12 protein-coding genes are annotated in these 13,757 nt (G+C 72.4%); 1 reads left to right on the plus strand and 11 read right to left on the minus strand.

All coding sequences use genetic code 11. From position 1 onward, the window contains the following. Positions 1-145: 145 nt before the first annotated feature. From H7A69_RS09735 to H7A69_RS09745, 3 genes are read right to left on the minus strand one after another with little or no spacing between them, the layout of a single operon-like run. Positions 146-649, minus strand: a complete 504-nt coding sequence (locus H7A69_RS09735; RefSeq protein WP_083263595.1) for a hypothetical protein — start codon at positions 647-649, stop codon at positions 146-148. Next, the gene (locus H7A69_RS09740; protein WP_069710755.1) at positions 646-1,872 is read right to left on the minus strand and encodes an MraY family glycosyltransferase; all 1,227 of its coding nucleotides are present in this window, start codon (positions 1,870-1,872) and stop codon (positions 646-648) included. Before H7A69_RS09740 ends, H7A69_RS09735 begins: the two co-directional genes overlap by 4 nt. Next, positions 1,869-2,543 (minus strand): L-threonylcarbamoyladenylate synthase, encoded by a 675-nt coding sequence (locus H7A69_RS09745; protein WP_069710754.1) that lies wholly within the window; start codon positions 2,541-2,543, stop codon positions 1,869-1,871. Before H7A69_RS09745 ends, H7A69_RS09740 begins: the two co-directional genes overlap by 4 nt. A 37-nt stretch (positions 2,544-2,580) precedes the next feature. Here H7A69_RS09745 and H7A69_RS09750 point away from each other — a divergent pair, with 37 nt between their 5' ends. Beyond that, the gene (locus H7A69_RS09750) at positions 2,581-3,228 is read left to right on the plus strand and encodes an HAD family hydrolase (RefSeq protein WP_182046845.1); all 648 of its coding nucleotides are present in this window, start codon (positions 2,581-2,583) and stop codon (positions 3,226-3,228) included. A 42-nt stretch (positions 3,229-3,270) separates the two neighbouring features. Here the strand turns inward: H7A69_RS09750 and prmC are convergent, their stop codons facing one another. The 8 genes from prmC to H7A69_RS09790 form a co-directional block, all read right to left on the minus strand. After that, on the minus strand, positions 3,271-4,146 hold the full coding sequence (gene prmC / locus H7A69_RS09755) for a peptide chain release factor N(5)-glutamine methyltransferase (RefSeq protein WP_182046853.1): 876 nt from the start codon (positions 4,144-4,146) through the stop codon (positions 3,271-3,273). Between the two features lie 20 nt (positions 4,147-4,166). Then, complete coding sequence (gene prfA / locus H7A69_RS09760) at positions 4,167-5,249, minus strand: peptide chain release factor 1 (RefSeq protein ID WP_069710751.1); 1,083 nt, start codon at positions 5,247-5,249, stop codon at positions 4,167-4,169. Between the two features lie 3 nt (positions 5,250-5,252). Next, positions 5,253-7,517 (minus strand): transcription termination factor Rho, encoded by a 2,265-nt coding sequence (gene rho / locus H7A69_RS09765; RefSeq protein WP_182046846.1) that lies wholly within the window; start codon positions 7,515-7,517, stop codon positions 5,253-5,255. 178 nt (positions 7,518-7,695) lie between these two features. After that, the gene (gene thrB / locus H7A69_RS09770) at positions 7,696-8,652 is read right to left on the minus strand and encodes a homoserine kinase (RefSeq protein ID WP_182046854.1); all 957 of its coding nucleotides are present in this window, start codon (positions 8,650-8,652) and stop codon (positions 7,696-7,698) included. Positions 8,653-8,684: 32 nt separating this feature from the next. Next, the gene (gene thrC / locus H7A69_RS09775; protein ID WP_182046847.1) at positions 8,685-9,764 is read right to left on the minus strand and encodes a threonine synthase; all 1,080 of its coding nucleotides are present in this window, start codon (positions 9,762-9,764) and stop codon (positions 8,685-8,687) included. 47 nt (positions 9,765-9,811) lie between these two features. Beyond that, positions 9,812-11,131, minus strand: a complete 1,320-nt coding sequence (locus H7A69_RS09780; protein WP_069710748.1) for a homoserine dehydrogenase — start codon at positions 11,129-11,131, stop codon at positions 9,812-9,814. A 47-nt stretch (positions 11,132-11,178) separates the two neighbouring features. Then, entirely contained in the window at positions 11,179-12,588 is a 1,410-nt protein-coding gene (gene lysA / locus H7A69_RS09785; protein WP_182046848.1) for a diaminopimelate decarboxylase, read from the minus strand. A 56-nt stretch (positions 12,589-12,644) separates the two neighbouring features. After that, complete coding sequence (locus tag H7A69_RS09790) at positions 12,645-13,400, minus strand: DUF2993 domain-containing protein (protein ID WP_182046849.1); 756 nt, start codon at positions 13,398-13,400, stop codon at positions 12,645-12,647. Between the last annotated feature and the right edge of the window lie 357 nt (positions 13,401-13,757).

Here is a 13,757-nt window from a genome sequence, read left to right on the forward strand (position 1 = left end):
GCGTGGGATAGCAGCGCTGTCTCCTGTGTCGGCGCGCGCAGACGTTGCACGCGATGGTGGACGTTGTGGAGGCTCGTCCGCCCCGAGCAAGGCTCCGGACGCGGACGACCAGAAGCCTATCAGGTGCGAGAGCCTTCTCGGGCTCTCAGGCCCGGGGGGTGTCGTTCCCAGCGGCGCCGGAGCCGCTCGGCGCGGACGGGTCCGGGTCGCCGGGCAGGCTGACCCCGATCGGGATGCGGGCCTTCGCCACCGCGACGACGTCGATCACGAGCGACCCGACGACACCGGCGATGATGACGACCGCGAGCACCGGGAAGTCGACCCACGTGCGATCACGCAGGGCGATGAGCACCACGAGGAAGAGCACGAACTTCAGCAGCCAGGTGCCCATCACGATGCCGAAGAAGGCGCCCGAGATCATCTGGCCCTTCGACACCCGGAGCGCCACGAGCACGGACACCGCGGTCAGGCCGAGGAACACCACGCTGAGGACGGCGCCGAGCAGGCCGCCGGCGAGGCCGGGCGTGCCCGCGAGGACGAGCCCGACGACTCCCCCGACGACCGCCAGCGCGACGGCCAGGACGGCCGCCCAGACGAGGATCCGGCGGAACACGGGCCGCACGTGGTCGAGGGCGTTCGGTGCGGTCACGAGGGGTCTCCAGGGATCGTACGGTCGTTGGCGGCGCGGTCGAGGGGGTCGAGGCTGGCGTCGACCACGGTGTTCGAGCGGGTGGCCGCCTGCGCGGCGAACTCGGCGCGCTTGCGGCCGAGCGGGGCGAAGGTCGCGACGGCACAGACGGTGAACCCGACGGCGACGACCGTCACGACCCAGTACCACTCGACGAAGAGGAACAGCAGGCAGCCGACGGCGACGGTGGCGGTCCACGCGTAGAAGACGAGCACCGCGTGGAAGTGCGAGTGCCCCATGTCGAGCAACCGGTGGTGCAGGTGCTTCCGGTCCGCGGAGAACGGCGACTTGCCGGCACTGAGGCGCCGGGTGACGGCGAGGCCGAAGTCGAGGATCGGCACGATGAGGATCGCGAACGGCAGCAGGATCGGGATGAACGCCGGCAGGAGCGCCTGGCGGCTCTGGATCACGGCCGGGTCGATGTTGCCCGTGACCGACACCGCGCTCGTGGCCATGAGGAAGCCGACGAGCAGCGCTCCCGCGTCGCCCATGAAGAGCTTCGCCGGGTGCCAGTTCAGGACGAGGAAGCCGCAGCACGCCCCGACGAGCACCGCCGTCAGGAGGGAGGGCAGGTTGAAGAAGAACTCGGTCTGCACGACGACGCGGTTGATGAAGAACGTGTAGAGGAAGAACACCCCGCCCGCGATGATCGCGACGCCGGCGACCAGGCCGTCGAGGCCGTCGATGAAGTTCACCGCGTTCATCACGAGCACCACCGCGAGCACGGTGAAGATCAGGCTCATGTACGACGACCCGACGCCCAGCGTGTTGCCGATCGGGAGCGAGACGATCGCCACGCCCTGCCAGGCGAGGATTCCCGCGGCGATGATCTGCCCGGCGAGCTTGGTCATCCAGTCGAGGTCCCAGATGTCGTCCGCGACCCCCAGGACGACGATGATCGTCGCCCCGGCGAGCACGGCCAGCACCCGCCCCGGTTCGGAGAACACCAGGCGGAAGTAGTCGGTGCCGGCGATCGAGGGGAAGAGGAACCAGGCCGCGAGCAACGAGACGATCACGCCGAGGTACATCGCGATCCCGCCGAGCCGCGGCGTCGGGGTCCGGTGCACGTCGCGCTCACGGACCTTCGGGTACCAGCCGTACCGCAGGCCGAGCTTCCACACCGCCCAGCTGCACACGAAGCTCACGACGGCCGCGATGGCCCCCGCGAGCAGGTAGTACTTCACGTGACGAGGTCGGCTCCGACGACCCGGACGACGTCCTCGTCGGCGATCACCCCGTGCCGGACGATGCGGAGCTTCCCGCCCGTCGACAGCCCGGTGGCGTCGACGATCGTGGAACCGGTGGACGCCGCGTGGCCGTCGTGGAGTCGGAGCGGGCCGCCGTCGAGGTAGACGGACACGCTGTCGCCGAGCATGGCCTCGGCCTGGTCGACGTCCATCGCCGCGGGGTCGCCCGTCGAGTTGGCGGACGACACCGCGAGCGGGCCGACCTCCTGCAGGAGTTCGAGCGCGATCCGCGAGTCGGGCATCCGGAGCGCCACCGTGCCCCGGGTCTCCCCCAGGTCCCAGTCGAGCGACGGCTGGGCGCGCAGGATCACGGTCAGCCCGCCCGGCCAGAACTCGTCGACGAGGTCGCGGACCTGCTGCGGGATGTCCGTCGCCAGCGCCTCGAGCGTCGGCGGGCCCGGGATGAGCACGGGCGGCGGCGACTGCCGCGTGCGGCCCTTCGCGTCGAGCAGCCGCTGGACGGCGCTCGCGCTGAAGGCGTCCGCGGCGACGCCGTAGACGGTGTCGGTGGGGACGACGACGAGCTCGCCCCGTCCGAGTGCGGCACGAGCGAGCCGCATCCCGGTCAGGAGCCCGTCGGGGTCGGTGCAGTCGTATCGGGAGGCCATGACTCGACGATGATAGTGCGCCACAATGGGTGGCATCGTGAACGAGACGCCCGCGCCCCGACTCCTGTTCCTCTTCGACATGGACGACGTGCTCGTCCGCTACGACTGGCGGGTGCGGATGACCGCCCTCGCCGAGTACACCGGGCACTCGTTCGAGGAGATCCGGCGTCGGTGGTGGGACCGCGGCGACGAGGCGCGTGCGGAGGCGGGCCACTTCCCCGACGGCGACGCCTACCTCGCGGCCTTCACCGAGGCGATGGGGTGCGCGGTGCCGGAGGCCGACTGGGCCCGCATCCGCGGCGCCGCGATGACGGAGCTGCCCGAGCGGATCGAAGCGGTGCGCATCGCCGCCGACCACGGTCGGGTCGGTCTGCTCACGAACAACGGACCGCTCGCCGGCCGGTGGATCGGTCGCTGGGCCCCGTCGCTGCCCCCGCTCTTCGGCGAGCACCTCGACACCACGAGCAACTTCGGTGCGCGCAAGCCCGAGCCCGCGGTGTTCGAGCGGGCGCTCGCGCACCACGGCGTGCCGGCCGAGCGTGCGTTCTTCGCCGACGACATGCCCGTCAACGTCGAGGCGGCCAGGAGCGTCGGCATCCACGCGGTCCTCGTCGAGGAGCACACCGACCTGCGCCGGGCGGTGCGTGCCTTCGTCACGGCCCAGGAGCGCGTCACCACCGCCTGAGCGGCACGGGCAGGCCGGACGGGAGGCCCGTCGAGCGTCCGCCTAGCGGGTCGCGGTGGTCGTGCGGTCGCGTCCCGTCAGGTCGACGTGCGTCTCCGGGGACCGGAACCCCCGGCGCGCCAGCACCGCGCGCACGCCGGCACCCTGCTGCTCTGCGTGCTCGATCACGAGCAGGCCGCCCGGCACGAGCAGCCGCCGGGCCGTCTCGGTGAGGGCCCGCACGGCGTCGAGGCCGTCCGCTCCCCCGTACAGCGCGAGCGCCGGGTCGTGGTCGCGGACCTCCGGGTCCACGGGCACCATGTCGTCCGGCACGTACGGCGGGTTCGACACGACGACCGACACCGTGCCGTCGAGCTCGGGCAGCGCGTCCGCGAGGTCGCCGTCGACGAGTCGAACGGTCCCACCGTGGGCGTCCACGTTGCGCCGCGTCCACGGCAGTGCCTCGGGCGACCGCTCGACCGCGTACACCACGGCGTTCGGCACCTCGGTGTCCATCGCGATCGCGATCGCCCCGCTGCCGGAGCCGAGGTCGACGGCCACGGGCGACGGCACCGCGGTCGCGCGGAGCGCGTCGATGCCGAACTGCACGACGCCCTCGGTCTCGGGCCGGGGCACGAAGACGCCCGGTCCGACCGCCAGGGTCAGCGCGCGGAAGTACGCCTGCCCCGTGATGTGCTGGAGCGGTTCACGGGTGACGCGTCGGGCGACCGCATGGCGGAAGCGCTCGACGTGCTCCGGGGCGATCGCTCCCCCGGTCATCGCCCGGGCCTGCACCGCGCCCCGGGAGGTGTGCGTCGCCCACGCGAGCAGCAGCTCGGCGTCCACTCGTGGGGTCGGGACGCCGGACGCGACGAGCGCCGCGGTCGCCTGTTCGAGCAGGCGATCCGCGGCGGCCGGGACGGGCGTGTCGGACGTGATGCGTGCCTCCAGGCCGGCAGTCAGGCGTCCTGGTCGCCGATGGCGGCGAGCCGAGCCTCTTCGTCCGCCGAGATGGCGGACTGCACGACGGGCTCGAGCGCACCGTTCATCACGCGGTCCAGGTCGTACGCCTTGTACCCGGTGCGGTGGTCCGCGATCCGGTTCTCCGGGAAGTTGTACGTGCGGATGCGCTCCGAACGGTCCATGCCGCGGATCTGCGACTTGCGCGCGTCCGAGGCGATGGCGTCGAGCTCCTCCTGCTGCCGCGCGAGGATGCGGGCCCGGAGGACGCGCATGCCGGCCTCGCGGTTCTGCAGCTGCGACTTCTCGTTCTGCATCGCCACCGTGATGCCCGTGGGCAGGTGGGTGATGCGCACGGCGGAGTCGGTCGTGTTGACCGACTGCCCGCCCGGACCGGAGGACCGGTAGACGTCGATCTTGAGGTCGTTCTGGTTGATCTGGACCTCCTCGGGCTCGTCCACCTCGGGGAACACCAGCACGCCGGTGGTCGAGGTGTGGATGCGCCCCTGCGACTCGGTGGCCGGCACGCGCTGCACGCGGTGCACGCCGCCCTCGTACTTCAGGTGCGCCCAGACGCCCTGGGACGGGTCGGTCGCGTTCGACTTGATCGCGACCTGCACGTCCTTGTAGCCGCCGAGGTCGCTCTCGGTCCGCTCGAGGAGCTCGACCTTCCAGCCCTTCGTCTCGGCGTAGTGCGAGTACATGCGCAGGAGGTCGGCCGCGAAGAGTGCGGACTCCTCGCCGCCCTCACCGCCCTTGATCTCCATGATGACGTCGCGGCCGTCGTCCGGGTCCCGCGGGATGAGCAGTCGACGGAGACGCTCCTGGCGCTCCGACAGCTGCTCCTGGAGTGCCGGGACCTCGTCCGCGAACGCCTCGTCCTCGCGGGCGAGCTCCTGGGCGGCGGCGAGGTCGTCCCCCGCCGCCTGCCAGGCCTCGTACGCGGCCTTGATCTGGTTGAGCTCGGCGTACCGCCGGTTCACCTTCTTCGCGCGGGCCGCATCGGCGTGGAGCGCGGGGTCCGACAGCTGCTGCGTCAGGTCCTCGTGTTCCGCCAGCAGCCCTGCCACCGACTCGAACACGCGTTACTCCTGGTGGCCGTTGCCGTGGTGACCGTTGGTCGCCGGCACCGACTTCTGGATCTGGACCAGGAACTCGACGTTCGACTGCGTCTCCTTGAGGTTGCGGAGGACGACGTCGAGCGCCTGCTGCGGGTCGAGCCCCGCGAGTGCCCGGCGCAGGCGCCAGGTGATCGCGACCTCGTCCGCGGAGAGCAGCTGCTCCTCGCGCCGGGTACCGGAGGCGTTGATGTCCACGGCCGGGAAGATCCGCTTGTCGGCGAGGTGCCGGTTGAGGCGGAGCTCCATGTTGCCGGTGCCCTTGAACTCCTCGAAGATCACCTCGTCCATCTTCGACCCGGTCTCGACGAGCGCGGTGGCGAGGATGGTCAGCGAGCCGCCGTCCTCGATGTTGCGCGCGGCGCCGAAGAAGCGCTTCGGCGGGTACAGCGCCGCCGAGTCCACGCCGCCGGAGAGCACGCGGCCCGAGGCCGGGGTCGCCAGGTTGTATGCGCGGCCCAGACGGGTGATCGAGTCGAGGAGCACGACGACGTCGTGTCCGAGCTCGACGAGGCGCTTCGCACGCTCGATGGCGAGCTCCGCGACCGTCGTGTGGTCCTCGGCCGGACGGTCGAAGGTCGAGGCGATGACCTCGCCCTTCACCGAGCGCTGCATGTCGGTGACCTCTTCGGGCCGCTCGTCCACGAGCACGACCATGAGGTGCGCCTCGGGGTTGTTCTTCGCGATGGCGTTCGCGATCGCCTGCAGCACGACGGTCTTGCCGGCCTTGGGGGGCGACACGATGAGACCACGCTGGCCCTTGCCGATCGGCGACACGAGGTCGATGATGCGGGTCGACAGCTTCTGCGGCTCGGTCTCGAGGCGCAGGCGCTCGTTCGGGTACAGCGGGGTGAGGTCCTGGAAGTCGACGCGCGCGGCGGCCTCCTCGGCGGTCTGGCCGTTCACGGTGTCGACCTTGACCAGGGCGTTGTACTTCTGGCGGCCCTGCTGCTCGTCGTTCCGCGGCTGCTTGATCGACCCGACGACCGCGTCGCCCTTGCGCAGGTGGTACTTCTTCACCTGGCCGAGCGAGACGTAGACGTCGCTCGGGCCCGGCAGGTACCCGGTGGTGCGCACGAAGGCGTAGTTGTCGAGCACGTCGAGGATGCCCGCGATCGGGATGAGGACGTCGTCCTCGGTGATCTCCGGCTCGAACTCGTCGTTCTGGCCACCACGACCGCGCTTGCGGTCGCGCTGACGACGGCCCCGACCGGTCTCGGCCTCGTCCTGCTGCTGACCGTTCTGCTTCTGCTGGCCGTTCTGCTGCTGCTGGCCGTTCTGCTGCTGACCGTTCTGCTGCTGCTGGCCGTTCTGCTGCTGACCGTTCTGCTTCTGCTGACCGTTCTGCTGGCGGTCGTCCTGCTTGGCGTCGCCGGAGCGCTGGTCGTCCTGCTTGCCGTTCTGCTTCTGCTGGGCAGCCTGCTGCTGCCCGCCCTGCTGGTCACCGTTCTGCTGCTCGGTGCCGTCGGCGTTCTGCCCGCGACCACGACCGCGACCCCGGCTGCGACGACCGCGGCGGGAGCCGCCCTCGCCCTGCTGGTCGGACTGGTCGCCCTGGTCGCCCTGCTCCGGGGCGGAGGTGGGCTGCTCGGCGGAGGCGACACGGGCCTCCTGGCCGGCGTCCTGCTGCTGCGCGTCGTCCTGCTGCTGCTCGGGCGCCTGCTGGGCCGCGTCCTGTCCGCCGCGACGGCCGCGACGACGGCCGTTCTGCGCCGCCTCGGCCGCGTCCTTCTCGGCACGGACCTGGTCGAGGCCCGCGAGCAGGTCCTCGGTACCGGTGTGACCGTGGTTGGTGTGCTCGGCGGCCGACGTCGGCTCCGCGGTGACGGTGCCGCTCGACGAGGCACGGCGCGACCGGCGGCCGCGCGCAGGCTGCTCGGCCTGCTCGGTGCCGGGCTGCTGGGCGTCGTGCTGCTGGGCGTCGGGCTGCTGCTCGGCGGCGGGCTGCGCCGTCTCGACCGGCTGTGCGGAGGCGTCCTCAGCAGCCGGCGACGTCGCCGGGGCGGCCAGCGTCGGCTGCTCCGTGGCGGCGGGCGCTTCGGCTGCCGCGGGGGCCGCTGCCTCGTCGCCTGCCGGGCGCTTGTCCTCGATCGCCGCGATGAGGTCGCCCTTGCGGAGCTTCGAGAGCCCGGTGATGCCGAGCGAGGATGCGATGCGCTGGAGCTCCGGCAGGCGGAGTGCGCGCAGGTCGCTGGGGATCTCCACCGCGGTGGAGTCGTTGACGTTCGTCAAGGTCGGTGTTTCCTTTCGGACCGCAGAACGCGGAGAGTTTCCACCGTCACGGCGCTGGGATGCGCTGCGTCCGTCGTTCAGACGACGGACCGGGATTCGGTGTTCTGAAAGAGAGTGCCCCCGCGCACCGGACCCTGCGCCAGCAGCGGATCAGTCCAGGGCGGATGATTCCTTGCGCCTACGCGGGATCGGCTTCGAGCGCCGAGTGCGGCACCACTGTAGCACCACCGAGGTCCACGGCCAGCATGAGCGCCCGCCAGTCCCCCTGCGCGTGTCGCTGCACGAGGTCGGCGGCCGTCAGGCGCTGCGACGGGTCGCTGCCGAGCACGAGCAGGCTCGGTCCGGCGCCGGACACCACCGCGGCGAGCCCGTGCTGACGGAGGAGGGCGATCAGGGCGTCGGTCTCCGGCATCGCGCTCGCGCGGTACGACTGGTGCAGCCGGTCCTCGGTCGCCGCGAGCAGGAGCTCGGGGCTCTGGATGAGCGCCGCGACGAGGAGGGCCGAGCGGGACACGTTGAACGCGGCGTCCTCGTGCGGCACGCTCGCGGGCTGCAGTGAGCGGGCGAGCTTCGTCGACAGCGTCGAGGCGGGGACGAACACGACGGGCGACACACCGCGGTGGACGAGCAGTCGCTTGACGGCGGGCCCGTCGGCCGTCATCCAGGCGATGGTGAGGCCACCGAAGAGCGCCGGCGCGACGTTGTCCGGGTGCCCCTCCATCTCGGTGGCCAGGGTGAGGAGCGTCGAGGCGTCGAGGTCGACGATCCCCTCGAGCAGGCCGCGCGCCGCCATCAGGCCGGCGACGATGGCCGCCGCGGACGAACCCATCCCGCGGCCGTGCGCGATGGCGTTCACGGCGTGCAGTTCGAGCCCGGGCTGCTCCACCCCGGCGTGTGCGAGCCCGCGACGGACCGCCTGGACGACCAGGTTGGTGTCGTCCGTGGCGACCTCGCCGGCGCCGACGCCCTCGACGGTCACCGTCGCGCCGGGCTCCGGCCGGACGCGCACGACGACCTCGTCGTACACGGAGAGCGCGAGGCCGAGCGAGTCGAACCCGGGGCCGAGGTTCGCCGAGGTCGCCGGGACGCGCACGCGGACCGCCCGTCCGGCCGGTACAGCACTGCGGGCGGTCATGCCCTCCCCCGGTCCGGACGAGCGGTCGGTGCTCACGCGGGGCCGACCAGTCCGAGGACCTCCGCCACCGACTTCGTGTCCACCGGGACGCTCGTCGGGGCGACCTCGCCGCCGTCCGCCGTGCGGAGGGCCCACTGCGGGTCCTTCAGGCCGTGACCGGTCACCGTGATGACGACCTTCGCCCCCTTCGGCACGACACCGGCGTCCGCGCGCTCGAGCAGCCCGGCGACACCGATGGCCGACGCCGGCTCGACGAAGACGCCGACCTCGGCCGACAGGATCCGGTGTGCGGCGAGGATGCCCTCGTCGGTGATCGCGCCGAAGTAGCCGTCGGTCTCCTCGCGGGCGTCGAGGGCGTACTGCCACGAGGCCGGGTTGCCGATCCGGATCGCCGAGGCGATGGTGTCCGGGTGGCGGACGACCTCGCCGGAGACGATCGGCGCGGACCCGGCGGCCTGGAAGCCGAACATGCGGGGCATCCGGGTCGACCGGCCCGCGGCGACGTCCTCGCGGTACCCGCGGGAGTACGCGGTGTAGTTGCCCGCGTTGCCGACCGGCAGGAAGTGGAAGTCCGGCGCGTCACCGAGCACGTCGACGACCTCGAACGCGGCGGTCTTCTGGCCCTCGATGCGGTCGTTGTTCACCGAGTTGACGAGGTGCACCGGGTAGTTCGCCGCGAGATCACGGGCGATGTCGAGGCAGTCGTCGAAGTTGCCCTGGACCTGCAGCAGCTGCGCGTCGTGCGCGACGGCCTGGCTGAGCTTGCCCATCGCGATCTTGCCCTCGGGCACGAGCACCGCCGCGGTGATGCCCGCGTGCGTGGCGTAGGCGGCGGCCGAGGCGCTCGTGTTGCCGGTCGAGGCGCAGATGACGGCCTTCGCGCCGTGCTCGACGGCCTTCGAGATCGCCATCGTCATGCCGCGGTCCTTGAACGACCCGGTCGGGTTCATGCCCTCGAACTTGACGTACACGTCCGCGCCGGTGCGCTCCGACAGGCGTCGCGCCGGGATGAGCGGCGTCCCGCCCTCGCCGAGGGTGACGACGGGCGTCGCCTCGGTGACGTCGAGACGGTCGGCGTACTCGCGCAGGACTCCCTGCCACTGGTGGGCCATCAGGCTCTCCTTGTTCGGTGTGTTGCTCGGGCTCCGCGGACCGGGGCTCAGGCCCCGACGACCCGCAGGACGCTGGTGGTCTCGACGACGACGTCCTCGTTCCGGAGCGCGACGACCGTGGCGGCCAGGTCGGACTCGCGGGCGAGGTGCGTGCCGATGACGAGGGTGGCGGTGCCGGGCGTGCCGTCGCCCGGGTCGGTCGCGGCGGACTGCTCGACGGTCTGCACGCTCACGCCGTGCTTCGCCAGCACGCCCGCGACCGTGGAGAGCACGCCGGGGGCGTCCGCCACGTGGAGCGTGATCTGGTAGCGGGTCCGCACGGTGCCGATCGGGAAGACGGGCAGTGCGGACTGGGTCGACTCCGCGATGCCGGGGCCACCGATGACGTGCCGACGCGCGGCGGACACCAGGTCGCCCAGCACGGCCGACGCCGTCTCGACGCCGCCGGCACCCGCGCCGTAGAACATGAGGTCGCCGGCCGCCTCGGCCTCGACGAAGACGGCGTTCTTCGCGCCGTGCACGCTCGCCAGCGGGTGCGACTCGGGCACGAGCGCCGGGTACACGCGGGCGCTGACGCCCTCGACGCCGTCCGCGTCGGTCAGGCGCTCGGCGGTCGCGAGGATCTTCACGACGTAGCCGGCCTTGCGCGCGGCACGCACCTGCTCGATCGTCACGTCGGTGATGCCCTCGCGGTGCACGGCGGCCAGCGGCACCGAGGTGTGGAACGCGAGCGAGGCCAGGATGGCCGCCTTCTGCGCGGCGTCGTAGCCCTCGACGTCGGCGGTCGGGTCGGCCTCGGCGTACCCGAGCTCCGTCGCGGTCGCCAGGGCCGCCTCGAAGGTCGAGCCCTCGCGGTCCATCAGGTCGAGGATGAAGTTCGTGGTGCCGTTGACGATGCCCATGATGCGCTCGATGCGGTCACCCGCGAGCGAGTCGTGCAGCGGCCGGATGATCGGGATCGCACCGGCGACGGCGGCCTCGTAGTAGAGCTGCGCGCCGACCTGCTCCGCCGCGGCGAAGAGCTCGGGGCCGTGCGTGGCGAGGAGCGCCTTGTTGCCGGTGACGACGTCCGCGCCGGACTGCAGCGCCTGCAGCACGAGGGTGCGAGCGGGCTCGATGCCACCGATGAGCTCGACGACGATGTCGGCCCCGAGGATGAGCGACTGCGCGTCCGTCGTGAAGAGGTCCTTCGGCAGGTCCACGTCGCGCGGGGCGTCCAGGTCGCGGACCGCGATGCCGACGAGCTCGAGCCCTGCGCCCGCACGGGATGCCAGCTCGTCACCGTGCTCGAGGAGCAGGCGGGCCACCTGGGAACCGACGGAACCGGCTCCGAGCAGCGCGACGCGGACGTTGCGGTATTCGATCATGTGGTGCGCATTCCTGTGGGTCGGGTGTCAGCCCGGTTCGGTCGGGGTCAGCGGCCGGAGCCGGCGACGACCCCCGTGTCGCGGGCGAGCAGGTCGTCGATGGACTCGCCACGGACGAGGATACGGGCTGTGCCGTCGGCGACCGCGACGACCGGCGGGCGACCGACGTGGTTGTAGTTGCTGGAGAGCGACCAGCAGTAGGCCCCGGTCGCGGCCACGGCGAGCAGGTCACCGCGGTGCACGTCACCCGGCAGGTACTCGTCGTGCACGACGACGTCCCCGGACTCGCAGTGCTTGCCGACCACGCGGGTGAGGATCGGTGCGGCGTCCGACGTCCGCGCCAGTCGCGCCGTGTAGTCCGCGCCGTAGAGGGCGGGGCGTGCGTTGTCGCTCATGCCGCCGTCGACCGAGACGTACGTGCGTGTGGCCGACACCCCGTCGTCCGACTCGAGGGCCACCGGCTTGATCGTGCCGACGCGGTAGAGCGTGATCCCGGCCGGGCCGACGATGTAGCGACCGGGCTCCACGGCGACCTCGGGGACGGGGATCCCCCGCTCCGCGCAGGCCTCCGCGACGATGCTCGCGAGGGCCTCGGCGACGTCCTCGGGCGCGAACGCGGAGTCCCCCTCGGTGTAGTCGATGCCCCAGCCGCCGCCGAGGTTGAGCTCCGGCACCGGACCGGACGCCACGAGTTCGGCGTGCACGTCCATCAGGCGTCGCGCTGCCTCGCGGAAGCCGGACTCGTCGAAGATCTGCGACCCGATGTGCGAGTGCAGCCCGACGAAGGCCAGCGAGGGCTCGGCGCGCACCGCGGCGGCCGCGTCGACCGCCTCGGAGAGCGGGATGCCGAACTTCTGGTCCTCGCGCGCGGTGGCGAGGTACTCGTGGGTGCTCGCGTGCACGCCGCTGTTGATGCGGATCCGCACGCGCTGGACCGTGCCGGCCTCGGCGGCGGCACGGGCGACGCGGCCGATCTCCTCGTGACTGTCGAGCACGATCGTGCCGAGTCCGACCTCGACGGCACGCGCGATCTCGGCGTCGGACTTGTCGTTGCCGTGGAAGCCGAGCATCGCCGGGTCGGCACCGCCGGCGAGGGCGACCGCGAGCTCACCGGCCGTGCAGACGTCGAGCCGCAGCCCCGCTTCCGTCATCCAGGCGGCGACCTGCGTCGTGAAGAAGGCCTTCGCCGCGTAGTACACGTGTGCCCGCGTGCCGATGCGCTCGAACGCCTCGGTGAAGGCGGTGCGCACGCGGGCCGCGCGGGCCTGCACGTCGCGCTCGTCGACGACGTAGAGCGGCGAGCCGAACTGCTCGACGAGGGCGGACGCGGTGTTGCCGCCGACCACGAGCTCGCCGTCGTCGGTCCGCGTCGCGGAGGCCGGCCAGATCCGCGCTGTCAGCGCGGAGGCGTCGTCCGGCGTCCGCAGCCGCGGCGGGGCAAGGGGGTTGGCGCTCACGGGACCCGATCCTAGCGAGCCGGGACGAGCCTCCCGGCCGGTGTTACGCCCGCCGGTCAGCCGCAGCTGCCCACGGTCCGGAGGCCCTGCTCGGTGAGCGGCAGCGTGCCGGCCGTGACGCGCACGGTCGCCTGCCGGGCGGTGATGTCGAGCGAGCGGATGCGCAGCTGCTCCGGCAGGAACCGCGCGGTGCAGACCTGGACCGGCACGTCGGTGACCCCGGGGATCGAGTCGACGCCGAGCCCGAGGTCCGGGTTGGTGATGCGGACGTTCCGCGGGGTGATCGTGACGCCGCGGCCGTCGGACTGCGTGGTGACGGCGCCGGTCGCCGCGTAGGAGATGTCGTACCCGAGCACCGCGGTCGACCCGGACAGCTCGACGCCGTCGTCCACCAGGCGGAGTCGCTGGAACAGCGGGCTGTACTTCGCCAGGTCCTTCACGCTCGTCGCGGCGAGGGTCACGTGCCCGTCGACGTCGTGCACGTCCCCCTGCCCGTCGACCGGCACGTCGCGCGCGGTGACGTCGGCGGCGAGCGGCACACCGTCCACCGTCAGGCGGTCGGAGGTGATGTGCACGTCCGCCAGGGTCCCGGCGAGCAGCTGCGGGATGACGATGCCGTCCGCGTGCGCGGTGACCTCGCCGGTCGCACCCTCGGGCAGCGACTGCTCGACCTGGTCCGCGATGATCCGGTCGACGACGCCGCGCAGGACGAACTCGGCGACCACCGCGAGGACGGCGAGCACGAGCACCACGACGACGAGGACGACGGGCCAGCGACGGCGCTTCCGGGTGGGCTCGGTGGCTGCGGACATGCGTCCCACCCTGCCAGGTGCTCCCCGCGGCCCGGCTGGGGGCGGGGTGGGCGCCCGGTGAGCGCGGGCGCGACCGTGGGTGCGGCGGCGCGCGGTGCGGACGCGACGCGGACGCGACCGGGTCGCGGTCTGGAGGCGCGGGACGGGCCCGCCACGCGCCTCCCGTCCGCCCGTTCCTTCCCATGACGCGCGCGATGCCTGGCGGGATCGGGCGTACCGGGTCGTGCGGAACCGCCGGGTACGCCCGGGAACGCTCGGTACGGCCGGGAGCACCAGGAAGGCCGCCGGGGTGCGGGGCGCGACCCTGCCCCGGCCTGGAGGCGCGGGTGCGGCCCGCCCCGCACGTCACGGCGGCCG

It is taken from the genome of Curtobacterium sp. ME26 (assembly GCF_903970945.1).
GTDB lineage: Bacteria > Actinomycetota > Actinomycetes > Actinomycetales > Microbacteriaceae > Curtobacterium > Curtobacterium citri.